The 23,852-nt window shown below is 36.6% G+C and carries 26 protein-coding genes, 1 tRNA gene, 1 pseudogene and 2 riboswitches; of the genes and pseudogenes, 24 read left to right on the top strand and 4 right to left on the bottom strand.

Annotation, left to right across the window (positions count from 1 at the left end; genetic code table 11):
* Positions 1 to 20: 20 nt before the first annotated feature.
* Together EO766_RS04775 and EO766_RS04770 are read right to left on the bottom strand one after the other, a co-directional pair.
* Complete coding sequence (locus EO766_RS04775; RefSeq protein ID WP_287100782.1) at positions 21 to 863, bottom strand: arsenite methyltransferase; 843 nt, start codon at positions 861 to 863, stop codon at positions 21 to 23.
* Between the two features lie 19 nt (positions 864 to 882).
* Positions 883 to 1,215, bottom strand: coding sequence for an ArsR/SmtB family transcription factor (locus tag EO766_RS04770; protein WP_287100781.1), 333 nt, complete (start codon positions 1,213 to 1,215; stop codon positions 883 to 885).
* A 149-nt stretch (positions 1,216 to 1,364) separates the two neighbouring features.
* Positions 1,365 to 1,431: riboswitch (Fluoride riboswitch) on the top strand.
* Positions 1,432 to 1,471: 40 nt separating this feature from the next.
* Between EO766_RS04770 and EO766_RS04765 the strand changes: the two genes are divergently transcribed.
* The 14 genes and pseudogenes from EO766_RS04765 to EO766_RS04700 all read left to right on the top strand — a co-directional run bounded on the left by EO766_RS04765 (position 1,472) and on the right by EO766_RS04700 (position 13,572).
* Positions 1,472 to 2,857: a voltage-gated chloride channel family protein gene (locus EO766_RS04765; RefSeq protein ID WP_287100780.1), complete on the top strand. Its 1,386-nt coding sequence runs from the start codon at positions 1,472 to 1,474 to the stop codon at positions 2,855 to 2,857.
* A complete protein-coding gene (locus EO766_RS04760; RefSeq protein ID WP_074419995.1) occupies positions 2,818 to 3,186 on the top strand; it encodes a DUF190 domain-containing protein in 369 nt (122 codons plus the stop codon). Before EO766_RS04765 ends, EO766_RS04760 begins: the two co-directional genes overlap by 40 nt.
* Before the next feature lie 20 nt (positions 3,187 to 3,206).
* The gene (gene crcB / locus EO766_RS04755) at positions 3,207 to 3,575 is read left to right on the top strand and encodes a fluoride efflux transporter CrcB (protein ID WP_074420022.1); all 369 of its coding nucleotides are present in this window, start codon (positions 3,207 to 3,209) and stop codon (positions 3,573 to 3,575) included.
* Positions 3,576 to 3,602: 27 nt separating this feature from the next.
* Positions 3,603 to 4,043: a universal stress protein gene (locus EO766_RS04750; RefSeq protein ID WP_074419996.1), complete on the top strand. Its 441-nt coding sequence runs from the start codon at positions 3,603 to 3,605 to the stop codon at positions 4,041 to 4,043.
* A gap of 25 nt (positions 4,044 to 4,068) precedes the next feature.
* Positions 4,069 to 4,138: riboswitch (Fluoride riboswitch) on the top strand.
* 94 nt (positions 4,139 to 4,232) lie between these two features.
* Positions 4,233 to 5,417 (top strand): MFS transporter, encoded by a 1,185-nt coding sequence (locus EO766_RS04745; protein ID WP_074420023.1) that lies wholly within the window; start codon positions 4,233 to 4,235, stop codon positions 5,415 to 5,417.
* Between the two features lie 4 nt (positions 5,418 to 5,421).
* On the top strand, positions 5,422 to 5,841 hold the full coding sequence (locus EO766_RS04740; RefSeq protein WP_074419997.1) for a hypothetical protein: 420 nt from the start codon (positions 5,422 to 5,424) through the stop codon (positions 5,839 to 5,841).
* 40 nt (positions 5,842 to 5,881) lie between these two features.
* On the top strand, positions 5,882 to 7,192 hold the full coding sequence (eno, locus tag EO766_RS04735) for a phosphopyruvate hydratase (RefSeq protein ID WP_074419998.1): 1,311 nt from the start codon (positions 5,882 to 5,884) through the stop codon (positions 7,190 to 7,192).
* 1 nt (position 7,193) lies between these two features.
* Positions 7,194 to 7,778: an inorganic diphosphatase gene (locus tag EO766_RS04730; RefSeq protein ID WP_074419999.1), complete on the top strand. Its 585-nt coding sequence runs from the start codon at positions 7,194 to 7,196 to the stop codon at positions 7,776 to 7,778.
* 73 nt (positions 7,779 to 7,851) lie between these two features.
* Positions 7,852 to 8,628: a metallophosphoesterase family protein gene (locus tag EO766_RS04725; protein WP_081301284.1), complete on the top strand. Its 777-nt coding sequence runs from the start codon at positions 7,852 to 7,854 to the stop codon at positions 8,626 to 8,628.
* A 38-nt stretch (positions 8,629 to 8,666) separates the two neighbouring features.
* Positions 8,667 to 9,437, top strand: coding sequence for a metallophosphoesterase family protein (locus EO766_RS04720; protein WP_074420001.1), 771 nt, complete (start codon positions 8,667 to 8,669; stop codon positions 9,435 to 9,437).
* Between the two features lie 5 nt (positions 9,438 to 9,442).
* Positions 9,443 to 11,140: a dynamin family protein gene (locus EO766_RS04715; RefSeq protein ID WP_074420002.1), complete on the top strand. Its 1,698-nt coding sequence runs from the start codon at positions 9,443 to 9,445 to the stop codon at positions 11,138 to 11,140.
* Between the two features lies 1 nt (position 11,141).
* Positions 11,142 to 12,455, top strand: a pseudogene (locus EO766_RS04710) (MutS-related protein).
* 83 nt (positions 12,456 to 12,538) lie between these two features.
* A complete protein-coding gene (locus tag EO766_RS04705; RefSeq protein WP_074420005.1) occupies positions 12,539 to 12,955 on the top strand; it encodes an NUDIX hydrolase in 417 nt (138 codons plus the stop codon).
* 149 nt (positions 12,956 to 13,104) lie between these two features.
* Positions 13,105 to 13,572 carry an HIT family protein gene (locus EO766_RS04700; RefSeq protein ID WP_074420006.1) on the top strand — a complete coding sequence of 156 codons (468 nt, stop codon included), beginning with the start codon at positions 13,105 to 13,107 and terminating at the stop codon, positions 13,570 to 13,572.
* 124 nt (positions 13,573 to 13,696) lie between these two features.
* On the opposite strand, the gene EO766_RS04695 is transcribed toward EO766_RS04700, so the two are convergent.
* Entirely contained in the window at positions 13,697 to 15,895 is a 2,199-nt protein-coding gene (locus EO766_RS04695) for an outer membrane protein assembly factor BamB family protein (RefSeq protein WP_074420024.1), read from the bottom strand.
* Between the two features lie 311 nt (positions 15,896 to 16,206).
* On the opposite strand from EO766_RS04695, the gene EO766_RS18390 reads away from it, so the two are divergent.
* The 3 genes from EO766_RS18390 (at position 16,207) to EO766_RS04685 (ending at position 17,297) form a co-directional block, all read left to right on the top strand.
* Positions 16,207 to 16,392, top strand: a complete 186-nt coding sequence (locus tag EO766_RS18390; protein ID WP_074420007.1) for a DUF4372 domain-containing protein — start codon at positions 16,207 to 16,209, stop codon at positions 16,390 to 16,392.
* Positions 16,393 to 16,497: 105 nt separating this feature from the next.
* Positions 16,498 to 17,019, top strand: coding sequence for a transposase (locus EO766_RS04690; RefSeq protein WP_074420008.1), 522 nt, complete (start codon positions 16,498 to 16,500; stop codon positions 17,017 to 17,019).
* A 2-nt stretch (positions 17,020 to 17,021) separates the two neighbouring features.
* Positions 17,022 to 17,297, top strand: coding sequence for a hypothetical protein (locus tag EO766_RS04685; RefSeq protein ID WP_074420009.1), 276 nt, complete (start codon positions 17,022 to 17,024; stop codon positions 17,295 to 17,297).
* A 103-nt stretch (positions 17,298 to 17,400) separates the two neighbouring features.
* Here EO766_RS04685 and EO766_RS04680 read toward each other — a convergent pair.
* Positions 17,401 to 17,474: transfer RNA gene (locus tag EO766_RS04680), tRNA-Pro, on the bottom strand.
* A gap of 89 nt (positions 17,475 to 17,563) precedes the next feature.
* Here EO766_RS04680 and EO766_RS04675 point away from each other — a divergent pair.
* The 7 genes from EO766_RS04675 (at position 17,564) to EO766_RS04645 (ending at position 23,838) form a co-directional block, all read left to right on the top strand.
* Positions 17,564 to 18,826, top strand: a complete 1,263-nt coding sequence (locus EO766_RS04675; protein ID WP_074420025.1) for a dihydroorotase — start codon at positions 17,564 to 17,566, stop codon at positions 18,824 to 18,826.
* An 11-nt stretch (positions 18,827 to 18,837) separates the two neighbouring features.
* Positions 18,838 to 19,347 (top strand): DUF4199 family protein, encoded by a 510-nt coding sequence (locus EO766_RS04670; RefSeq protein ID WP_074420010.1) that lies wholly within the window; start codon positions 18,838 to 18,840, stop codon positions 19,345 to 19,347.
* A 7-nt stretch (positions 19,348 to 19,354) separates the two neighbouring features.
* Complete coding sequence (locus tag EO766_RS04665; protein ID WP_074420011.1) at positions 19,355 to 20,296, top strand: glycosyltransferase; 942 nt, start codon at positions 19,355 to 19,357, stop codon at positions 20,294 to 20,296.
* A 4-nt stretch (positions 20,297 to 20,300) separates the two neighbouring features.
* Positions 20,301 to 21,440, top strand: a complete 1,140-nt coding sequence (locus EO766_RS04660) for a glycosyltransferase (RefSeq protein ID WP_074420012.1) — start codon at positions 20,301 to 20,303, stop codon at positions 21,438 to 21,440.
* Between the two features lie 14 nt (positions 21,441 to 21,454).
* Positions 21,455 to 22,480: a GHMP family kinase ATP-binding protein gene (locus tag EO766_RS04655; RefSeq protein WP_074420013.1), complete on the top strand. Its 1,026-nt coding sequence runs from the start codon at positions 21,455 to 21,457 to the stop codon at positions 22,478 to 22,480.
* Positions 22,481 to 22,491: 11 nt separating this feature from the next.
* Positions 22,492 to 23,067: a D-sedoheptulose 7-phosphate isomerase gene (gene gmhA, locus EO766_RS04650; RefSeq protein WP_081301286.1), complete on the top strand. Its 576-nt coding sequence runs from the start codon at positions 22,492 to 22,494 to the stop codon at positions 23,065 to 23,067.
* A gap of 81 nt (positions 23,068 to 23,148) precedes the next feature.
* Positions 23,149 to 23,838, top strand: coding sequence for a nucleotidyltransferase family protein (locus tag EO766_RS04645; protein ID WP_074420015.1), 690 nt, complete (start codon positions 23,149 to 23,151; stop codon positions 23,836 to 23,838).
* Positions 23,839 to 23,852 lie beyond the last annotated feature (14 nt).

Genomic DNA, 23,852 nt, shown 5'->3' with positions numbered 1-23,852 from the left:
AATAAAATTTACAAATTCAATTAGCAACAACCCGGCGCACAACAGCCGGCAGTTTGTTCCTGCTTCTGTGCAAATACAGTAATACTAAATATACCGGTAGTGCCATTTTTAAAGGCTGCTATTTTTTGATGAGTTAAATAATTTAATAATATATCATCGGGTATAATGATTGGTTTTTCTTTTTGAATGATAATATTTTCAAATCCATTTACCCGTATCAATTCCAAATAAACATCTTTCTGAATAGCACCAGATACACAGCCTGCATACATTTCAGCATCTTTACGTAATGCTTCAGGCAGGTTTCCTACCAATACCACATCAGAAATACTAAAATGGCCACCCGGTTTCAACACCCGGAAAATTTCTTTAAACACACCATCTTTATTGGGCACTAAATTCAATACACAATTGCTTACTACTACATCGGCAACATTGGCAGTAACGGGCATTTGTTCAATATCGCCCTGCCTGAATTCTACATTGTTGAAACCTAATTTTTCAGCATTGGTACGTGCTTTTTCAATCATAGCAGGTGTAAAATCAATCCCAATTACTTTTCCTGAAACACCAGTGGCTGCTCTTGCAACAAAACAATCATTACCAGCACCGCTTCCCAAATCAATCACAGTATTGCCGGGTTTAATTTGTGCAAATTGAGTAGGCAAGCCACATCCCAAACCTAAATCAGCATCAGAAGTATATCCTTCTAAAGCAGTATAATCATCACTCATTATGTTATATACTTCAGTTGAACAGCCTGCGGCACCGCAACAGGAAGCGGCATTAGTAGCTTTATCCTGCAAAGCAATTTCACTGTATTTTTGCCTTACCAATTCTTTCAATTCATTATCAGTTTTCATATTATTTTAATTTTTATAATCAACAACATTGGTCTTTTAAATCGGATGTTGCAGCAAAAAATTTAGCAAATAAATCGCTATACTTTGCCCAGGTTTTTAAATCAATACAATAACATACGTTCACGCCTTCCACAGTACCTTGAATAATACCCACATTTCTTAATTCTTTTAAATGCTGTGATGTAGTAGATTGCGCTAGACCGGTTTCTTCTACCAAATCGCCACAAACACATGAATTCTTTTTTAATAAAGCCTGAATAATAGCAATACGTGCAGGATGGCTCAATGCTTTGGCTATTGCAGCAATTTCATTTTGCTGCTTAGTAAATAATTCTATTTTTGAAATGCCCACTGATAGTGTTTAAAATAATATCGCAATATTACGATTAAATAAAAGAATAAACAAATTATACATTTCAAAAAAATTAGAATGAAATTAGAAATAAGAAAAATGATTATTCCATTTTTTTCTGACACAATTGCATTGTATCTTTGCAGCATATTTACAAGGGTGATGGTGTCCACCGATTAACTGCCCGATAAAAGGGATGATGGCGCCTACAAATTAAGATTCGAAAATATTTTTAAAGATTCATTAATTTGTAGGAATGAAGCGAATAAAAAATTCTTTTGAGCACGTATTTATTGTCTCACACCTGATTCAATGGACACTGTTTGTAATCCCGGTTTCCCTCTCGGTAGGTACTTTGGTTGCATGGTTTTTATGGCTGTTGGATAAAGCCATTCATTTCCGCTACACACATCTCTGGCTCCTATGGTTATTACCTGTTGCAGGTGTTGCCATACATTTTTTGTATCAATTTTCCGGTAAAAATGCAGAGGGCGGTAATAATTTAATTATGGATGAAATTCATGAACCCGGCGGTGGCGTACCGGCAAGAATGGCACCATTGATTATTGTTGCCACCATCATCACACATCTTTTTGGCGGCTCAGCCGGTCGTGAAGGTACTGCCGTGCAGGTGGGTGGCAGTTTGGCAAATTTCTTTGCAAGGCAATTCAAATTAACGAGAGAAGATGTAAGAATGTTACTCACTTCCGGTGTTGCAGCCGGTTTTGGTGCCGTATTTGGCACACCCATTACAGGTGCAATTTTTGCATTAGAAGTATTAGCATTAGGCCGCATTAAACATGATGCACTACTGCCTTGCTTTATTGCCAGTTTTCTTGCCGATATTACCTGTGGCGCCTGGGGCATTCATCATACCCAATACCATATTCTGTTTGCTTCAATAGATAAAACTTACTTTAAATATGTTCACTTCGATTTATTGCTGCTATTCAAAGTAATTGGAGCTGGTATTTTATTTGGATTAGCCGGTTTTGCTTTTGCTGAAACAGCACATACAATTAAAAATTACAGCAATAAATGGATAAAACAAAAATGGATGATTCCGGTAGCAGGTGGCCTGATCATTATTACACTTACCTATATTATTGGAACGCAGGATTATTTAAGTTTAGGAGTAACCAACCCCAACAAAAATGGGGTAAGCATCATCAGCAGTTTTCATGAAGGAGGTGCCACCTATTTTAGTTGGTTTTGGAAATTATTGTTTACTGCTATTACCTTAGGAATGGGTTTTAAAGGTGGTGAGGTAACTCCTCTGTTTTTTATAGGAGCTGCATTGGGTAATACACTGGGTGTTATTACAGGTGCCCCTATTGATTTAATGGCCGGATTGGGCTTTATTGCCGTATTTGCCGGAGCTACCAATACGCCAATTGCCTGTACATTTATGGGCATTGAATTATTTGGCGGCGAAAATGTAATATACTATGCCGTTGCCTGCTTTACTGCCTATTATTTCAGCGGCCATTCAGGCATTTACCATGCACAAAGAGTAGCAGTTTCTAAAGTAGGAAATTTACAACACCATACAGACAAAACCTTACACGATGTAAGAGATAAACGTATTAAAAAAAGAAAACAATGGTTAAAAAAATCAAGAGCCACTCTCTTGGAAAATTAGAGATTTACATTGAGCCGGCCCACAAAATAAGACATGGTGACAGAACCTTATTCAGAAAATTATTTCCAAAATCGGCCTACATGCATATTGTAGCTGAGGCAAAAAAAGATGGTATTATCAATGCATCGGCACATAGTACCCATACCAGCTTTAGCACAGATGGTAATATTATAACTTTTAGTGCCGAAGGCGATAATTCAAAACTAGCCATGTGTGTGGAATTAATTGACAAAAAAGAAAAATTAGAAAATTTTTTCCTGAAACACAAAGACCTGTTACAGTCAAAAATTGTAATTTACAAAGAAGTTGAATTTTGGGACATTGATTAATCCGTTTCAATTTCATGATTATGAAGAACTTGCTGATTATAGCTTTAGGTGGTGCAGTGGGTAGTATTTTACGCTACCTGGGCCAGGTAATGGTGAACAAAATTGGCTCATTCAGTTTCCCAATGGGAACTTTTTTAGTGAACATTTTGGGATGTTTTATCATCGGCCTGCTTTATGGTATTGCTAATAAATACAGCTGGCTAACTTTAGAATGGCGCCTTTTACTGATTACCGGTTTTTGCGGTGGCTTTACAACATTCTCAAGTTTTTCTTATGAAAGTATCAGCTTAATCAGACAGGGTAATTTATTTTACTTTTTTCTGTATGCATTATTAAGTTTAACAATCGGTATACTAGCCACATTTGGAGGAACTACTTTAATTCGGTAATTTTAAATACATGAAATATTTTTATTTATGGAATATAAAAGAATATTAATTGCCGTTGATGATAGTGCTTATGCCATAAAAGCAGCCAGAGCCGGTTTTACATTGGCACAGGCTTTAGAAGCTGTGGTAGGTGTAGTATACGTGATTAATAAATCGAAAGAAGTAGTGAGTGCCGATTTGGGCATTACCCCGGAACAAAGCAAAACTTTGCTGTTACAGCAAGCAGATAAAACCATTCAGCAATATATTGAATTGTATGATGGCAAAACAGAGGTTTTTCGTTTTACACCCGAAGGTATTCCGGAAAAAGAAATTTTAAACATTGCTTCGGAATGGGAGGCTGATTTAATTGTAATGGGTACCCATGCCCGCAGTGGATTAGACAGAATTTTAACAGGCTCTACGGCTGAATATATTATTCGGCATTCCACCATACCGGTATTGGTTACCCCACCTCGTATGACATAAATAAAGTCTATGAAACACACATTCCTAATTTTCAGGTGATGGCGTTCCACCCAATTTAACCGCCTTTTACAAAGGATGATGACGCCTGACTTTCTTTTTGAACATCCCTCAAATATTGCAGGTATTGTACACTTGGATATATTTTGATGGATGCTTAAAAAGTCATTTTATTTCATCCAATTAAAAAATATGCAATTAAAAAAAGCCACAGTTTTTGTAATCCTTTTAGGATGCACCAGTCTTTTCTCTGACATGACTTATGAAGCCGCCAGAAGCATCAATGGACCCTATCTGGAAGTGTTGGGCGCTTCAGCAACAACAGTTGGCTGGATGGCAGGATTAGGAGAATTACTGGGTTATAGCTTAAGAGTGATTTCAGGTTATTTGAGTGATAAAACAAAAAATTACTGGGCCATTACAGTAGTGGGCTATTTCATTAATTTATTGTCAGTTCCATTACTCGCTTTTGCAGGTTTTTGGCAACTCGCCATTATGCTAATGATATTAGAACGCGTTGGAAAAGCCATCAGAACACCTGCCAGAGATGCCATGCTTTCTTTCGGCGCACACCAGATGGGGCAAGGCTGGGGATTTGGCCTGCACGAAGCATTAGACCAAACCGGTGCTACCATTGGGCCATTATTGGTAAGTGCAGCATTGTTTATCAAAAACAATAATTATCAAAGTGCATATATCATTTTATTTATACCAGCCATTATTGCCATTGGTCTTATCATTTTTGCAAAAAGCATTTATCCGCATCTGGAAAATTTAGAGATTAAAACAAAATCACTTGAAACCAAAGGTTATCCAAAATTGTATTGGCAGTATTTAATAGCCATTGCCTTTTTAGCATTGGGTTATGCAGATTTTCCACTTATAGCTTATCACTTTAAAAGCACCAATTTAATGCCGGATGACGTAATACCCTTGCTGTATGCATTGGCAATGGCAAGCGATGGTATTGCTGCATTAATATTAGGTAAAGTATTTGATAAATCTGGTACCAAAGCACTTGTACTAGCACTATTCATAGCACTTTTTTTTGGTCCAATGGTATTTTTGGGTGGAATGAATTGGGCTATAGTGGGAATGGTGGTATGGGGTATTGGTATGGGTGCTCAGGAATCGATAGTAAAAGCAACTGTTGCACATTTTATTCCTCCTGAAAAAAGAGGAACAGCATTCGGTGTATTTAATGCCGTATTTGGATTGTTTTGGTTTGCAGGCAGTGCATTAATGGGTTATTTATATGATTATTCAATTATAATACTGGTGGCATTCTCTATTATTGCACAACTCATCGCTTTAGTGCTGCTAGCTGCTATTTCAGGAAAAATTCAACAATATTTTCATACACAACAAATTAGATAAACCAATGTATACCATCCCGGAAAAACAACAGCACGTGTTCAATGCTATTGCCTATATGATTGAAAAAAAATTATTAGACATGCAACTGCAACTGCTTGCACACCAGCATCCGTTAAAACAGGTATCTATTCAGTATGAAAACATTTCTAATCTGCAACTGCTTGCACAAATACATGAAAAATTAAACGCATTATATCAGCTTCTCTCAGAATTTTGTAGAGCTTACCGGGTACCCATTCAACAAATTAATTTCAAAAAAGAATTAAACGTAAAAGCCAATTTTTTGTGGGAAGATATTACCGGTGCAAGAGCCGGTTCGATGAAAGGATATGGCATTACTGACCCTGAATTGATGGACGATTACCAACAAAAAATTAATGCATTTACGGATGGTATCAATGAAATGATACACATTTTAAACTGAGCAATTCATTTTATTTATTCAAACACATAAATACAACAATATGAAAATTTCAAAAATTTATGCAAGAGAGGTTTTAGATTCAAGAGGTAATCCAACCGTAGAAGCAGAGGTTACCATTGAAGCCCCATTAAAAGGAAGTAAAAAAATGGTGCGTAACATTAAAGGCCGCTCCATTGTTCCATCCGGTGCCAGCACGGGAGAACTGGAAGCTGTAGAGTTACGCGATAATGACCCTAAAAGATACGGCGGCAAAGGCGTTACCCTGGCTGTTAACAATGTAAACAAAACCATTGCCAAACAATTTACAGGTAAAATATTTGAATCGCAGCAGGCCATTGATAATGCCCTGATTACATTAGACGGCACTCCCAACAAAGCCAAATTAGGCGCCAATGCAATTTTAGCTGTATCAATGGCTTATGCCCGGGCAATGGCAGCTACATTAAACATGCCTTTATATCGGTATTTTAATACCTCCGGAAAATTTACCATGCCCGTTCCTTGCATGAATGTAATCAATGGCGGAAAACACGCCGACAATAATGTAGATTTTCAGGAATTCATGATTGCACCGCACAATGCACCTTCATTTAAAGAAAGTATCAGGATGGGTGAAGAAACATTTCATGCACTTAAATCCATCCTCAATAAAAAAGGGTATTCCACCGGTGTGGGTGACGAAGGTGGCTTTGCGCCTAACTTAAAATCGAATGAAGAGGCGGTTGAAGTAATATTAGAAGCTATCCAAAAAGCAGGATATACACCCGGAAAAGATATTTCGCTTTGTATTGACCCTGCTACCAGCGAAATGTGGGAAGATGGACACTATGTATTTTTTAAATCTACCAAAGAAAAAATGAGCTCAGAGAGACTTTTAAATATTTGGGATAGCTGGATTAACCAATACCCCATTATTTTATTGGAGGATGGCATGGCTGAAAACGATTGGGGAGGGTGGAAATTATTAACCAACCAATTAAAAAACAAAGTTGAATTAACCGGTGATGATATATTCTGTACCAACCCATCCATTTTACAAAGAGGCATTGATGAAGGTATTGCCAATTCTGTTTTAATTAAACTAAACCAAATAGGAACCGTAACAGAAACCATTGATACCATCCAAATGGCTTACAAAAACAATTATAACTGCTTTATCTCACACCGCAGCGGCGAAACGGAAGATACCACCATTGCAGACTTAACAGTAGCTACCAATGCAGGTCATTTAAAAACAGGCAGTGGTTGCAGAGGTGAACGTATTGCCAAATTCAATCAATTGCTCCGTATTGAAGATGAATTAGGCAAAGCAGCAAAATTTGCAGGCATTAAAGCATTTAAAAACCAATAATATGAGTGATACAATTATTCCACAAGTACAACACCCCTGGCATATTTCAATTGGCAATAATGTTCCCAATGTAGTAACAACTATAATTGAAATACCCAAGGGCAGCAGAATGAAGTATGAATTAGATAAAGCTTCGGGTTTGCTGCGATTAGACAGAGTACTATATTCTGCCATGTATTATCCCATGAATTATGGTTTAGTACCACAAACCTATTTTGATGATGGCGATCCACTCGATATTTTAGTGATATGTTCCTTCGATATACAGCCGCTTTGTGTAGTAGATGCACGCATTATTGGCATCATGCACATGGAAGATGAAAATGGTATTGATGATAAAATAATTGCAGTGGCTCACCACGATCCGGCTTATCTGCACATTCAAGACTTATCAGATATACCTGATCACCACATGGTAGAATTGAAAAACTTTTTTGAAGGATACAAAGCTTTGGAAAACAAAGTGGTTACCGTTGGTGATATGTATGGAAAAAAAGCAGCACAGGAATGTGCAGTTAGAAGTCATCAGTTGTATAAAGAAAAATTTGCTATTCAATATAATGGTGAGAATCGGCTGAAACAATGATAAATTACCTGAATTAACCCATTGCAATGTCTGAGTCTAATTCAGGTAACTTAATTATCTATTTAAAAAATTTATGATGAAAATTGCTGTATTTAGTGATGTGCATGCGAACCTGCCAGCTTTAAAAGCAGTATATGCGCATATTGAAAAACAGCAACCGGATGCAATTTATTGTTTAGGCGATTGGGTAAACCAAAACATTTGGAATAATGAAGTGATTGATTTTATGCAGCAACATCATATTCCCAGTGTATTGGGCAATCATGATGAAGGTATTGGCAACAATAAAGCAAAATACCCATTTTCGTATGGCAGCAGAGAAGAAATTGATTGGGGATTGGATGCCATTCAATATTCATTACAACAAATAACAGAAGATCGTAAAGCTATTTTGCGTGCATTACCTTTAAAGCTAAAAGTAAAATTATTAATCGGACAACAGCAACGAACTTTATTGTTTGCACATGGCACCCCCAAAAGTAATACAGAACGCATTTATCGTTTCTACAAACAAGCAGAACTATCTAAAATATTAGATGATGAAGCGGCAGATGTGCTATTTATTGGTAATACCCATGCTTCATTTCACAAACAAATAGAAAGAAATACTAACGGTGAAAAAACCTACCAACACATCATCAATCCCGGATCGGTAGGTAGCCCTAAAGATGGGAGCTGGCATGCCTGTTATGCCATAGTTGAAATTGATACCAAAAAAGATATTAAATATAACCCTGAAGCATTACAAGTAAATTTTTACAGGTTAGATTATGATATTGATACCGTAATTAAAGGAATAAAAAACAGCCCCTTACATATTTACTATGCGGTAAGATTACTCAAATACTAATAACATGAGTGGCCGAACAAAATCAAAAATAGATAATTATGAAAATAGCATTGATTAGCGATATACATGGCAATTTACCGGCTTTAAAAGCTGTACTCAACGATATTAAAAAACATGAACCGGATGCTATTTTCTGCCTGGGCGATTTGGTAAATTTTGCAGGATGGGATAATGAAGTGATTGACCTGATTAGAAAAAATAATATCCCTTGTTTACAAGGCAACCATGATGAAGGCATTGGTTATTCAAAAAAAATATTTCCTTATTCTTTTGCCAATGAAGCCCAACAACAATTTGGAATCGATTCCATCCGTTGGGTGAATGAACATATAACCAATAGCAACAGGGCTTATTTACAAAATTTACCTTTCCTTTTTAAAATAGAAATCAAGGGGCTGTATCATACCATTACCATTGCAATGGTGCATGGCAGCACTACTTCAAATTTAGAATATGTACAAGAAAGTACAGATGATGCCTATTTATTAGAAATGATGGAAAGTATTGAAGCGGATATTTTGTGCATGGGACATACGCACAAACCCTGGCACAGGCCTATATTTTGTGAAGCAGAAAATAAAAAAATATACCGACATGCCGTCAATGTAGGCTCCGTTGGCAAACCCAAACAAGAGAATAATAGAGCTTGTTATACCCTGTTAAACATAAAGAATGATGCAGCATTGTCTGAACCAGCTGCAGTTCATGTACAGTTTGAATTTGTACATTACCCTGTAAAAACAGTTATCAAAAAAATTGCTTCGCTCGGTTTATCAGATGCATATAATAATTTTCTATTAAACGGATAACCCTTATGTCAACCGGTGCCCAAAATATTCAATTATTACATCAAACTGCCATTCAATTAGAGCAGCAAAACCTGGCTGATGAAATTATGCAATTACAGCATAAATTGAGTAGCGCAGAAATAAATGTTGTGATTACCGGATTTTTTAAAAGAGGTAAATCTTCACTCATTAATGCGCTTATTGGCCAAAATATAATGCCCACCGGTGTAGTTCCGGTTACAGCCATTATTACATTGTTAAAGTATGCTGCTTTTCCCGGAATTGAAATTGTGTACAAAAATAACCAAACAGAAAAAAATGACCTTCACTGTTTACAGCAATATGTGAGTGAAGAAGAAAATCCGGAGAATATAAAAAATGTATCGCATGTTATTGTGTACCATCCTGCATCCATACTTCAGCAAATTACCATAGTCGATACGCCGGGTGTAGGTTCATCGCTGGAACACAATACCGATACCACCCTGCAATTTTTAACAAAAATTGATGTCGCCATATTTGTACTAAGCGCCGATATGCCCATCTCAAAATCAGATATTGAATTTTTAGCACAACTGAAATTGCAGGTAAACGATATTGTTTTTGTTGAAAACAAAAAAGATTTGCTCAATATATCCGATTTAGAAAAAGTGCTGGCGCATAATAAAAAAATTATTGCGGAACATTGCAACATACCCATAGCAGAAATAGCCATTATACCTGTTTCGGCTAATACTCATTTAGCCGGAAATATGGCTACTTCCGGAATAGATAATCTACTTCAGTTACTGGAAAAGAATATTGCACAAAACAAACCAACCATTGTTCAACAAAGTACAGAAAGGCAATTGGCATTGATTGAACAAAGCATTCGTTCATTCATTCAATTAAGACTTGATAATTTGCAAATGCCTGTTCAGGAATTGAACCAGCGAATCAGCAATTTTCAGGCCACCAAATCTGTTTTATTGAATGAAATAGAAGGCTTTCATGCCATATTGCAACACTATATTCAAAAACTCAATGAAACAGTTGATACCCAATGTAATGACGCAGCTAAAGCAATTGAAACAGAAATCATAGCTTGTATTGAAAGTTATTTACATCCCTCTTTTCAATTATTAGAGAAGCCGGAACAGCATAAATTAATTAAAGTGCTCAATCAAATAATACGAGCAGGGTTTGAACAGTTGAAAACGCAATTGGAACAAAGCAGCAAAACCCAATTCAAACAAATACTTGAACAATATTTATTTAACGCAAAAAACATTTTACACAACATTGCCATTCATTTCTCCGATTATCTGAATACTGGTATTGAAACAATTGTTGAAAAATTTGACTGGAACGCATACACTGCTTCTTATATTACTTTAAATGGGCTTGATAAAGAAGCCATCATTACTAAAAGCAATCCACTTTTTTACCTCACCAAAAAAAGCAAAGAAAAGCACATTGTGCAATCTGTTTTGCAGCAGTACCATGAAATTATTGTTCAAAATACTGCCTCTATTATTTACGAGGCGCAATATAAAATACAGGAATCGTTTCGAAAGTTCAATGCAGATTTTAAAATAAGGGTGCAACAATTACTGCAAACATTGGAACAGGAAATGAGAATAACCATAGAAAAAACAAAAGCATTAAATTTCAATACCCACGAAACTATTGCCGCTTTAGAAAATATGAAAAGCAGGTTAAACGATTTCTCAAAAACTGGTTAATATGGATGCGCAAACCTTGTTAGATTTAGAAATACTGGAATCAACAGATGGGAAAAAAAATCATTTATTCCATTTGCTGAACCATACCATTACACAAGGTGGTGATGATATTTTAAAACAAAAATTGGTGCAACCATTTTTATCTGCACAAGCTATACATAAAACACAAGCAGCAATTCAACACTGCATGCCATTTGTGCTCCAATGGAAACAAATCATATCAGAACGAATTATAGTTATGGCTGAATTATATCTGCAATCAAACATCCAAATAACTATTTTAGAAGAAAGTTTTATTGATAAGTGCAGTGCAAAGTTGTTTCAATGGCAGCATCCCGATTATTTTCATTACCTGCATACCAACATTGTATCGCTACAAAACTTATTTTTCAGTTTAGATGATTTTCTTTCCAAAAGTTCACTTTCAAACCATTTATCTGCCAGCACTATACAACATAAAATAAAAACTATTTTAGAAAAAATTATAAAACCGCATTGTGCCAACATAGCAAAACGTAGTGCATTTACCACCCTTTATATAGATAAATTGTTAAGAAGTACTGAAGCCGATTCTATTAAAAATATTTTAGAATGGATATATGAAACTGATGCCATCATGTCTATGGCTACAGCCTGTAGCATTTATCAATTACAATTTCCTGAAATAAGTGAAGAAAGTGGCATTGAAATAAGTAACCTACAACATTTACTTGTACAAAACCCTATTGTAAATAATGTTTCATTAACAAATCAAAATGTAATGTTTATAACCGGACCAAATATGGCCGGAAAAACCACTTATTTAAAAGCAATTGCCCATGCCATAATATTAACGCATATAGGTATGGGTATTCCTGCAAGTGCGGCGAAAATATGAATAGTGAATGATTTATTTTCATTTATAGGTATTACTGACAGCATTTCAAAAGGGGAAAGTTATTTTCAGGCAGAAATTAACCGAATTCAATTTTTGGCAAATTCATTACAAAAGAACTATCAAATGGCCGTAATTATTGATGAACCATTTAAGGGTACAAATATTAAAGATGCATTAGACTGTAGCATTTTATTTACCCAATTAGCATTAAAATGGGCAAAAAGTTTTTTTATTATTGCCACGCATTTAACAGAGGTATATGACAGTTTACATACGAATAATAAAATTGTATTTTATTATTTTGAAATCAGGCAAGAAGGTGATAAATTAATTTTTGATTACAAATGCAGGCCCGGCTTATCAAACCAACGATTAGGTTTGGCCATATTTAAAAAAACAGGATTACCTGAACTAATGCAACCTAAAAAACAGGATTGAATAAAATAGGCAAATGAGCCTTACATACATGCAAAAAATACTACCTTTAAAACGAACTTTTGCTATACCATTAAAATAAAATTATGAAACCAACTGTTTATGCTGCCGGTGGAATTGTTTGGAATGAAAATGATGAATTACTCATGTTACTCAGATATGGAAAATGGGATTTACCCAAAGGTCATTTACTAATGAATGAGAGCTACGAACAATGTGCTTTGCGGGAAGTAAAAGAGGAAACCGGATTAAAAACGCTTGAAATTACCGGTAGTGCAGGTATAACACATTATGAATATTTTGACAATACTTTACACCAGGAAGCCATCAAAGAAATTTATTGGTTTGAAATGAAAACAATCACCCATTTAGATGTGATGCCCGAATTAAAAGAGCAAATAGAATGGATACATTGGATTCAAAAGGATGAGATTGAAAAATATTTATACAACTCGTACGATAATGTGCGTAACATATTGGGAAAATATGTTACTAAAATATAAATAATATTTTATTTGCAGGTAATACAATAAGGTATATCCGGCACTACTTTTCATCGGTTTATATAAGCATTTTACCAAGGGTTTTAAAACTATTGCACTGTGGTGCATTTGGGCAAGTTTGTTTAATTTTGTAAGAATAAAAAAAATCTATGCAAGATTGTCCCTTTTGCAACAAACAAAAAAATGATTTCTATTTAGAAACAGAAAATTTTGCAGTAATATACAATATATCTCCCATACTTCCCGGGCATTCATTGGTAATTCCGAAACAACACAAGGAAAGTTTGTTTGAATTAACAGATGATGAATTAGCAAAATTTATGCAATTGGGAAGAACCACTGCAGCCTTATTGTGCAAGGTATTTAACACGAACGCTTTTAATTGGGCTATTCAGGAAAGGGAAGTTGCCGGACAATCGGTTGCACATTTACATATGCATGTAGTACCCAGAAGATTGGGTGATATGGTAAATCCCGGCGACTGGTACCAACGTTTAGAAAAAATTGAATCGGGCGATATTGATACGTATGAACGTTTTAGATTATCGGAAGAAGTATTACACACACTTACCCAGAAAATGAAACAGAAAGTCATTGCATTTGGATTAAGAAAATGAAAAACGTTTCAATTATTTTAAACTAATGTTCAACTATTGACGTAGAAAAGTTGCCACTACAATCTGGCGTACAAGTGTGCGACGCAACAGTTGTTGCCATACCAACAAAAAGCCGGTAACAAAATTATTTTTGTGCATCAGGCAAGGCAAATGCCACATAACTATCGCCGGAAGGTTTTTTTAATTTTCCTCCACCACAGGCAATAACCACATATTGTTTGCCATTAACTGCATAAACGGCAGGTGTTGCAAAGCCGCATGCAGGTAAATCAGCCTCCCACAATAACTTGCCATTCGTTTTATTGAATGCACGAATTTTAGCATCGCTGGTGGCAGCAATAAACAGCAAGCCGCCGGCCGTTACCACAGGGCCACCATAGTTTTCTGTACCGGTATGAATACCTTTTGCTTTCCATTCAGGATAATCGCCTATAGTGTCTTTCCATACCAACTGTCCAGTGTTTAAATTGATGGCTGTTAAAGTACCCCAGGGGGGTGCCACTGCCGGATACCCTTCACGCGATAAGAATTTATTGTAGCCCGTTGAGGTATAGGGCATATTATCCCATTTAGTGGTTGTTTTAGCAGGTGCAATAAATTTTTGATGTTGTTGTGAAGATATTGCAAGCACATAGGTAGCCAATGCATTTTTTTCTTCCGGCGTTAATTGTTGAAAAGAAGGCATCATTCTTCTGCCCGAAGTTAACAATGCCTCAAATTGATTTTTATTGTACTTTTTATTTATTTGAAAAAGCCAAGGATAATTACCACTGCCTTGCATTAACGTACCATGACAAGCCATACAATGTGTACGGTACAAACGAATACCCGCCTGAAGATTGGTTTCACCGGCAGGTGGTACCTCATTTTTTGCATCCACCATGGTTAAAACCCATGGCATTTCGCTGGCATTTACATACAATATACCCGATGTTGGATCTGCTGCAGGCCCACCCCACTCTGCTCCACCATCAAAGCCGGGAAAAATAACCGTACCTTCTTTTGAAGGAGGAATAAACAGCCTGCCTGTTTTATAACTGGATAGCCTTTGTTGCAGTTCATGAAAAGAGGAATCGGGAACTAAATGATTCAAATCTTTTTCAGTAAGCGATTGCCTTGCAAAAGGAACGGGTAAAACAGGATAAGGTTGTGTAGGTGCAGGTTGTTCACCAGTTAATTCGCTGAAAGTGGGTACGGGCCGTTCCACAATAGGAAATACCGGCTTACCATTTATTCTGTTGAATAAAAATATAAAACCGGTTTTAGTGGGTTGTGCTACTGTTTCAATTTTTTTACCGTTTATTGTAAGGGTAAGCAAAGCCGGTGCAGTTGGTAAGTCACGATCCCACAAATCGTGGTGTACGGTTTGATAATGCCAGATTTCTTTACCATTGTTGGCATTTAAAGCAATAAGTGTATTGGCAAAAAGATTATTCCCAAGGCGTAAACCGCCATAAAAATCATACACAGCAGACCCTGTGGGTACATACACAATACCTTTGTTTTCATCCATACTAAAACCCGCCCAGGCATTCGCACCACCTACCTGACGGTAAGCAGAGGTATCATCCCAGGAATGAAAACCAGGTTCGCCGGGTTGCGGAATGGTGTGAAATATCCAGCGCAATTTGCCGTTATGTACATCGTAAGCACGCACATCACCTGGTGCTGCAGGCATTTCTTCAGCAACACGGGTACCAATAATAATCATGTCTTTGTAAATGATACCCGGAGTAGTGGAAGCCACATATAACTGTTGTGCCCTTATCCCCAAATTTTGATGCAAGTCAATGCTACCCCCATTGCCAAATGACAGGATTGGCTTTCCATTGGATGCATTGATACAATACAATTTAGCACCGGCAGCATAAAATATACGACGATCGTTTGCTCCATTTGCGTAATAGGTAACACCTCTGCATACATTCATCATAAAATAGCCGGAAGTTTTGTCGTTTCCTGCCGTATCTGATAATGGATTAAAGCTCCATTGGTGTTGACCATTGGCTGCATCTAATGCAAATAATTTTAATTGTGGAGAAACACCGTATAAAATGCCATCTACTATAATGGGATTGACCTGTATTTGGGTAGATTCACCGGCATCGCCACAATGATACTCCCAAACGGATTTTAACAAAGCAACATTATTAGTATCGATTTGCGTGAGCGATGAATAATGATTGTTTTCTTTATTGCCGCCGTATACCTGCCAGGAGGCATATTGTTGCGACTGTTTAGAGTGGCAAGCCATCAACATACCCAATATCAATGCTATGCAGCCAATATGGATAGATTGTTTGGAAAATAAAAGTGTTTTCATATGCATATTTTGAGCCAACAATTCTTAAAACAAGAACAATAGCATCGTTGAAAATAAACAATCTTTCTGGCTTTTGAATGAATTGGAACGAGAGAAGTTTATGGATTGCAAATCAATTTAGCGGCCGTTGGTTCCAATTTTTTTATGTGCAGAATGATAGAAGATTTTTTGGCAAAGTAAAATTGACCAAAAACCTTAACAAAGCATACAGTGTCTTGTCCGACAAAATTATAATCAAAATTCATTAGTGTCCGGTAAAAATATTTATTAGTTTGAAAATCTTAGTATAAATATGTTTCATGGGAAATTAAGTGAATCAGGGCAAATATGTTTTTTCTCAAATTGTCACATTTCTTCCTGCTCGAATTTTTGATCGTTGTGTTAATTCTTTCCAAGGAGATAAATGGGTCAAGCATTTTACTTATTGGAACCAGTTAATGTGCATGATTTTTGGACAATTAAGTAATCGTGATAGCCTGCGTGATTTACTTGTTTGATTAACTGCACATAAAACAAAGCACTATCATTTAGGATTGGGCAGAAGTATTTCCAGATCAAATCTATCCGAAGTAAACGAAAAACGAAATTACCAAATTTTTGAAATGATTGCAGAAGCTCAGAAAATATGTATCTCTTATACTGATTTTAATTTGTTAATTAAGGGTAATGTTTACGTTTTTGATTCTACTATTGATCTTTGTCTAAATGTTTTTTGTTGGGCAACTTTTAGAAGAGCAAAAGGTGCAGTTAAATTGCACACATTACTTGATATAAAAACTGCTATTCCTATCTTCATGCATATCACGCCAGCAAGTGTTCATGATGTAAATGGATTAGATTTTCTCACCTTTGAAACAGGCAGGTATTATATCCTGTACCGTGGTTACATTGGTTTTAATCGCTTATCGGCTATTGATAAGCATGATGCATTTTTTGTAATCCGTGCAAAAGTTAATCTTAAATTTACAAGAGTCTCTTCTGAGAAACATGATAAAGCAAATGGGGTACTCTGTGATCAACGAATGCTTCTGCAAATGCGGTTAAAACTCAAATCTATATCTCTATATCGCCATCATTACTTATACAATTGTAGCTATCATCAAAGCAACTTGAACATCAATTAGAAATGCTGGAAGAACGTTTGGTAATCAATGAAATTTCAAAAGAGCAATACCAAAAATTCTCAAAAAAATACATTGATGCTATTAGAGAACTTAGCGAAGAATTAGAACAAAAACAAAACATGAGTTCGAATCTTGAAAAAGCTATTGATAAAGGATTAAAAATTGCTAAAAACATAAGCCAGATGTGGATTACAGCAAAATATTTGGAAAAGAAAAAGTTGCAATATCTCATATTCCCTGATGGAATGGTGTACGATAAAAAAAATAACACAGTTTGAACCTCCATAATAAATACCCTATTCTCCGCCATTGCCCAACACCATTGTATTACAGCCAAAAAAAGAGACAACCTTTTGCAAGATTGCCTTTTAGGTAATAAAGTCGGGTGGACTGGATTCGAACCAGCGACCCCTTGCACCCCATGCAAGTGCGCTACCGGGCTGCGCCACCACCCGAACTAATTGGGTTTCTTCCCCGAGGGGCGGCAAATATAAGAACAAAAGAATTTTTCAGGCTATATTGCACAAAATTTTATCAGCAATCCATGAAAATTCTTTTAAAACAGGTTGCCATCGCAGATAATAATAGCTCTTATAATGGTACCATTCAGGATATTTTTATTGAAAATGGAAAAATTATTGCCATTGAACCCACCCTTCATCAGGATGCAGATCAGGTCATTGTATTGCCCAATTGTTCGGTATCGCAGGGCTGGATAGACCCGTTTGTTCATTTTTGCGACCCAGGCTTAGAACATCGCGAAACCATCCATTCCGGTGCAGCGGCAGCAGCAGCAGGCGGATTTACAAGGGTTGCTACCCTACCCAATACCATTCCCTGCATTCAAAATAAAACACAGGTTGATTATTTAATTCAGGCATCGCATTCAACCAAAATATCTATACACCCCTTGGGAGCGGTTAGCAAAAATCTGGAAGGAAAAGAATTGGCTGAAATGTACGATATGCAACAAGCCGGGGCTTTGGCTTTTTCAGATGGCTTGTTGCCCATACAATCTTCAGGCCTCATGGTAAAAGCGCTGCAATACATTAAAGCTTTTAATGGTATTATTATTCAAATACCTGAAGATGTAGCCATAGCACCACACGGATTGATGCATGAAGGTGTTGTTTCTACCTGCTTAGGACTTCCAGGCAAACCGACTATAGCAGAAACCCTGATAATTGCCAGAGATATTGATCTGGTGCAATATACCGGCTCTGCCATTCATTTTACGGGTATTAGTACTAAAGCCTCAATAAATTTAATTGCCGCTGCAAAACAAAAAGGATTAAATGTTACCTGTTCCGTAACACCTCATCATTTATTTTTTTGTGATGAAGACTTAAAAGATTATGATACCCATTTAAAAGTAAATCCCCCATTGCGCACAAAAACCGATATGCTGGCTTTACGCGAAGGCTTATTGAAGGGAACAATTGATTGTATCAGCACGCATCATTTACCATTGGAAACCGACAGAAAAGTTTGTGAGTTTGAATATGCCAAACCGGGAATCATAGGGTTACAAACAGCCTATACCATTATAAACAGTTTATTCCCTAATACCAATGCGGATTTGCTAGCAGATTGGCTAGGTAATCGTGCACGCAGTATTTTTAATTTACCCGATGCAGCTATCATGCCGGGCAATGTTGCAGAACTTACTTTATTCAATACAAATGATGGAAGTGTATTCACTACACAGCACAATCAAAGTAAATCGGCCAATAGCCCCTTTTTCAATATACCGCTTACAGGAAAAGTTTATGGCATTATTCACAAAAATCAAATTCACTTGAATTAATCAGTTGAAGTATGGAGGTTTCGTGTACATCACATATTAAAAAGGGCATTATCATCGCTGGGCTTATCATGCTGCTCAATGCCATTGGCCAGATAACAGAACTTATTTATCTGCCCTGGTATGGCTTTATTATTTTATCGGTATTTATTGTTGCAGCCTTCATCAGTACCTGGTTATTTAACCATCAAACAAAAGGGGTAAAAGGTTTTTCATTGATTTTAAGCCACGGCTTTAAAACAGTGGCCGTTGCTACTGCATTATTTTTTGTGTATAATTTTATAGCTATGCATTATTTGTTTCCGAATTATGTAAACCACCAAATTAGTTTATTACAAGAGGAAGTAAAAAAACATGGAGAGGCCATTACTAATTTACCGGCCAATATAAATCGTGCTAAACAAATTTGGATGAATACGCAATTGACAGGGGTATTAATTTTATTTTTATTAGCCGGAGGTGCGGGTGCATTATTGGCAGCTGTGGCAGTACCTAAAAAATATCAAACAACCACTACTCAATAAAAATAGAATGGATATATCAATTGTAATACCATTACTGAATGAAGCAGAATCACTACCGGAACTATGCCGGTGGATTGATAAAGTGGCAACGGAAAATGAATACCGTTATGAAATTGTTTTGGTAGATGATGGCAGTACCGATAATAGCTGGGAAGTAATTATGAACTTATCAGTTGCCAATACAAATATCAAGGGCATTAAATTTCAACGGAATTATGGAAAAAGCGCTGCGCTAAATGAGGGATTTAAAGCTGCGCAAGGTGATGTAATTATTACCATGGATGCTGATTTACAAGACTCGCCCGATGAAATTCCCACACTTCGGCAATTAATTGTGCAGGATGGATTTGATTTAGTGAGTGGCTGGAAGAAAAAAAGATACGACAATACACTTACAAAAAATATCCCTTCTAAAATATTTAATGCTGCAGCCCGATGGAGCAGCGGTATTCCTTTACACGATTTTAACTGTGGATTAAAAGCTTATAAAAAAAAGGTAGTAAAAAGTATTGAAGTATACGGCGAAATGCACCGTTATATTCCAGTTATTGCCAAATGGGCGGGCTTTAGAAAAATAACGGAAAAAGTAGTGGCCCACCAACCCCGTAAATATGGTGTTTCAAAATTTGGATGGGAAAGGTTCATCAATGGCTTTCTTGATCTGGCTACTATTAGTTTTGTAAGCCGTTTTGGAAAAAAACCCATGCATTTTTTTGGATTATGGGGTACTTTGTTTTTTATCATTGGCTTCATTAGCAGTATCTATTTAATCATTGCAAAATTTATGGAGGCTGATTTTTCTTTAACCAACCGACCTTCATTTTATATTGCCCTTACTTCAATGGTAATAGGCATGCAACTATTTTTAGCCGGTTTTATTGGAGAGCTGATTGCCCGCAATGCATCGGAAAGAAATGTTTATTTAATAGAAGAAAAAATACGCATCTAATCGCATGTCAGCAACAGTAATCATCATAGGGCCCGCATATCCTTTACGAGGTGGACTGGCATCTTTTAATGAAAGGCTGGCACGCCAGTTTAAAGAAGAAGGTTTTAATACCCCCATTTATACCTTTTCTTTACAATATCCTTCTTTTTTGTTTCCCGGAACTACGCAATACTCAGCCGAACCTGCACCACAAGATATCGCTATTAAAGTGTGTATAAACTCCGTGAATCCATTCAATTGGATCCGCGTTGGATTACAGTTAAAAAAAATGCGTCCAAAATTCATTGTAGTGCGCTATTGGTTGCCTTTTATGGGCCCATGTCTGGGTACTATTTTACGTATTGCCCATCAAAACAAATACACAAAAATTATTTGTATTGCCGATAATATAATACCCCATGAAAAAAGGCCGGGCGATACAGCTTTTACCCAATACTTTACCAAAACGATTGATGGTTTTGTAACCATGAGCGATAAGGTGTTGAAAGATTTAAAACAATTTACACAAAAACCTGCGTTAAAAGTAGTGCATCCGCTATATGATACTTTTGGAAGTATTATTCCTAAAAATGAGGCCAGAGTGCATCTTCATTTACCTGAACAAGAAAAAATTATTTTGTTCTTTGGTTTTATCAGAGCCTATAAAGGGCTTGATATATTATTGCAGGCTATGCATGAACCTGCTATTCAACAAGCCAATATTAAATTGCTAATTGCCGGCGAGTTTTATGAAGACAGGCAAAAATATGATGCCATCATTCAAAACCTGGCTTTACAATCGCAATTGTATTTGCGCACAGATTTCATTCCGAATAGTGAAGTAAAATATTATTTAAGTGCTGCAGATTTTGTTATACAACCTTATAAAAATGCTACCCAAAGTGGCGTTACCCCATTGGCCTATCATTTTGAAAAACCTATGCTGGTAACCAATGTGGGTGGCTTACCCGATTTGGTACCCCATTTAAAAGCAGGAATTATTACGGAACCAAACCCGGAAGCCATTGCAGCAGGTATTATTCAACTGTATACATTAGGAGAATCTTATTTTTTACCGCAACTTCGTGAAGAAAAAAAAAAATACAGTTGGGCTCAGTTAAGCAATGCCCTGCTGCAATTAGCAGAGAATGATTGTATGAAATAATAACCTTCCATGGTATGATATACAGAAGTAAAACGCCCTTACGGTTAGGCCTTGCCGGTGGAGGTACCGATGTAAGTCCATATAGCGATGAATTTGGCGGTGCTATTCTAAATGCCACTATTTCATTGTATGCATATGCTTCTATTGAACCTATTCAGGAAAATGGTATTATAATAGAAGCCATTGACAGAAGGGAAGAGCAACGTTTTGAATGGATGCCGCAATTACCAATTGACGGGCAATTAGATTTAGCCAAAGGTGTTTACAACAGAATTCAAAAAGATTACGGGCTGCCGCTTACCGGTTTTAAATTGTCCACTTTTGTTGATGTACCCTCTGGCAGTGGTTTGGGCACCTCCTCTACCCTTGTAGTGGCTATTATAGGTGCATTTGTAGAAATGCTGAAATTACCCTTAGGCGATTATGATATTGCCCATTATGCTTATGATATTGAGCGAAACGATTTAAAATTAGCAGGTGGTAAACAAGACCAATATGCAGCTACTTTTGGTGGTGTAAATTTTATGGAATTTTATGCATCAGATAAAGTAATTGTAAATCCACTCCGCATTAAACAAGAGTATTTGAATGAATTAGAACATAATTTGGTATTGTATTACACACAAACCAGCAGAGAATCGGCTGATATTATTAAAGAGCAACAAAAAAATGTGCATGCCAAAAATGAAAAAAGTATTGAAGCCATGCATCAATTAAAAGAACAATCTAAAATGATGAAGGAGGCTTTATTAAAAGGCCGTTTACATGAAATTGGAGAAATATTGGATTTTGGTTTTCAGGAAAAAAGAAAAATGGCACACAATATCTCCAACTCTTTTATTGAAGATATTTATCAGTCCGCCCGACTGGCTGGCGCTACCGGCGGAAAAATTAGTGGTGCCGGCGGTGGTGGATTCATGACTTTTTATTGCCCTAATAATACCCGTTATAAAGTTATTGATGTATTGAATAATTTTGGCGGAATTGTAAAACCCTATCAGTTTACACAACATGGACTAACCAGCTGGACGGTTCAATAAAAAAATGTATTATGCAAAACAAATTTAAAGAAGTTATCAACGCCTCAATTGAGGTAAAACAAGCCATATTGCAGGATGCCAATATGCTGCAAAATTTAGAGCAGGCCATTGAGTTAATTACCAATGCCTTTAAAAATGGCAATAAAGTTTTGTTTTGTGGTAACGGAGGCAGCGCTGCCGATGCACAACATTTAGCAGCAGAATTTTCAGGCCGTTTTTATAAAAACAGAAAGGCATTACCGTCTGAAGCCCTGCACTGCAATACCTCATACCTTACTGCTGTTGCCAACGATTATAGTTATGATGTAATTTATGCCCGAATTATAGAGGGCACCGGATTACCGGGTGATGTATTGATAGGTTTAAGTACATCGGGCAATTCACCCAATATTTTAAAAGCATTTGAAGCCGCAAAAGCCAACCAAATGATAACTATTGGCTTTACCGGCAGTACCGGCGGTAAAATGAAAGATTGTAGCGATATTTTATTCAATGTGCCTTCAACCGATACACCACGTATTCAGGAAAGCCATATTATGCTGGGTCATATTATTTGTGAAATGGTAGAAGCGAATTTGTTTACATAAAACAACCGCCCATTACATTCACTATTACACCGGTTTTATAAACAAGCAACCGGTTTAACGCAATCATTTTAGAAGCACAACATGAATGAAGCCATTATACTTGCAGGGGGCATAGGTACCCGATTAAAAAGCGCTGTGCCCGATTTACCCAAATGTATGGCTCCGGTAAACGGCAAACCTTTTATTGCATATATCATAGCCCATTTGCAACAACAGGGTATTAACAGGTTTATTTTTTCTTTGGGCTACAAACACCAATATTTTACGGAGTACTTGCAACAACATTTGTCAGCAGAAAGCTATACCATTGTAACAGAGCAGGAACCTTTAGGCACCGGTGGCGCTATTCAGTTGGCCTGTTCGGTTGTACAATCAGAAAATGTATTGGTTACTAATGGAGATACCCTTTATACCATCCAATTTGCAACATTTATGCAGTTCCATCTTAACAAAAAAGCTGCTTGCGGCCTTTGTTTAAAACCAATGGAACACTTTGATAGATACGGGGCCGTTACCATCAATGAAAACAATGAAATTATTGCCTTTCATGAAAAAAAACATACAGAAAAAGGCCTGATAAACGGAGGCGTATACTTATTAAATGTACACCGGTTTTTAGCCAACAAATTGCCTGAAAAATTTTCTTTTGAAAAAGATTATCTGGAACAAAAAACCGGCAAGAACGAATTGTTTGGCTATGTGCAGGATGAATATTTTATTGATATCGGGATTCCGGATGATTATTTAAAAGCACAAGCGGAACTCAGTTAACCATTGGCAACCTT

Origin of the sequence: Hydrotalea sp. AMD, from assembly GCF_004100315.1 — a bacterium.
Taxonomy (GTDB): domain Bacteria; phylum Bacteroidota; class Bacteroidia; order Chitinophagales; family Chitinophagaceae; genus Hydrotalea; species Hydrotalea flava.
This window is presented reverse-complemented; position numbering and strand designations above follow the sequence as displayed.

Bases quoted from the DNA above. Each gene is read 5' to 3' on its own strand.
- EO766_RS04775 (WP_287100782.1), bottom strand. From the start codon at position 863: ATGAAAACTGATAATGAATTGAAAGAATTGGTAAGGCAAAAATACAGT.
- EO766_RS04660 (WP_074420012.1), top strand. From the start codon at position 20,301: ATGTCAGCAACAGTAATCATCATAGGGCCCGCATATCCTTTACGAGGT.
- EO766_RS04665 (WP_074420011.1), top strand. From the start codon at position 19,355: ATGGATATATCAATTGTAATACCATTACTGAATGAAGCAGAATCACTA.
- gmhA (WP_081301286.1), top strand. From the start codon at position 22,492: ATGCAAAACAAATTTAAAGAAGTTATCAACGCCTCAATTGAGGTAAAA.
- EO766_RS04695 (WP_074420024.1), bottom strand. From the start codon at position 15,895: ATGAAAACACTTTTATTTTCCAAACAATCTATCCATATTGGCTGCATA.
- EO766_RS04745 (WP_074420023.1), top strand. From the start codon at position 4,233: ATGCAATTAAAAAAAGCCACAGTTTTTGTAATCCTTTTAGGATGCACC.
- EO766_RS04720 (WP_074420001.1), top strand. From the start codon at position 8,667: ATGAAAATAGCATTGATTAGCGATATACATGGCAATTTACCGGCTTTA.
- EO766_RS04765 (WP_287100780.1), top strand. From the start codon at position 1,472: ATGAAGCGAATAAAAAATTCTTTTGAGCACGTATTTATTGTCTCACAC.
- EO766_RS04725 (WP_081301284.1), top strand. From the start codon at position 7,852: ATGATGAAAATTGCTGTATTTAGTGATGTGCATGCGAACCTGCCAGCT.
- EO766_RS04740 (WP_074419997.1), top strand. From the start codon at position 5,422: ATGTATACCATCCCGGAAAAACAACAGCACGTGTTCAATGCTATTGCC.
- EO766_RS04760 (WP_074419995.1), top strand. From the start codon at position 2,818: ATGGTTAAAAAAATCAAGAGCCACTCTCTTGGAAAATTAGAGATTTAC.
- EO766_RS04685 (WP_074420009.1), top strand. From the start codon at position 17,022: ATGCTGGAAGAACGTTTGGTAATCAATGAAATTTCAAAAGAGCAATAC.
- EO766_RS04645 (WP_074420015.1), top strand. From the start codon at position 23,149: ATGAATGAAGCCATTATACTTGCAGGGGGCATAGGTACCCGATTAAAA.
- EO766_RS04675 (WP_074420025.1), top strand. From the start codon at position 17,564: ATGAAAATTCTTTTAAAACAGGTTGCCATCGCAGATAATAATAGCTCT.
- EO766_RS04655 (WP_074420013.1), top strand. From the start codon at position 21,455: ATGATATACAGAAGTAAAACGCCCTTACGGTTAGGCCTTGCCGGTGGA.
- EO766_RS04690 (WP_074420008.1), top strand. From the start codon at position 16,498: ATGATTGCAGAAGCTCAGAAAATATGTATCTCTTATACTGATTTTAAT.
- EO766_RS04750 (WP_074419996.1), top strand. From the start codon at position 3,603: ATGGAATATAAAAGAATATTAATTGCCGTTGATGATAGTGCTTATGCC.
- EO766_RS04700 (WP_074420006.1), top strand. From the start codon at position 13,105: ATGCAAGATTGTCCCTTTTGCAACAAACAAAAAAATGATTTCTATTTA.
- crcB (WP_074420022.1), top strand. From the start codon at position 3,207: ATGAAGAACTTGCTGATTATAGCTTTAGGTGGTGCAGTGGGTAGTATT.
- eno (WP_074419998.1), top strand. From the start codon at position 5,882: ATGAAAATTTCAAAAATTTATGCAAGAGAGGTTTTAGATTCAAGAGGT.
- EO766_RS04730 (WP_074419999.1), top strand. From the start codon at position 7,194: ATGAGTGATACAATTATTCCACAAGTACAACACCCCTGGCATATTTCA.
- EO766_RS04715 (WP_074420002.1), top strand. From the start codon at position 9,443: ATGTCAACCGGTGCCCAAAATATTCAATTATTACATCAAACTGCCATT.
- EO766_RS04705 (WP_074420005.1), top strand. From the start codon at position 12,539: ATGAAACCAACTGTTTATGCTGCCGGTGGAATTGTTTGGAATGAAAAT.
- EO766_RS04670 (WP_074420010.1), top strand. From the start codon at position 18,838: ATGGAGGTTTCGTGTACATCACATATTAAAAAGGGCATTATCATCGCT.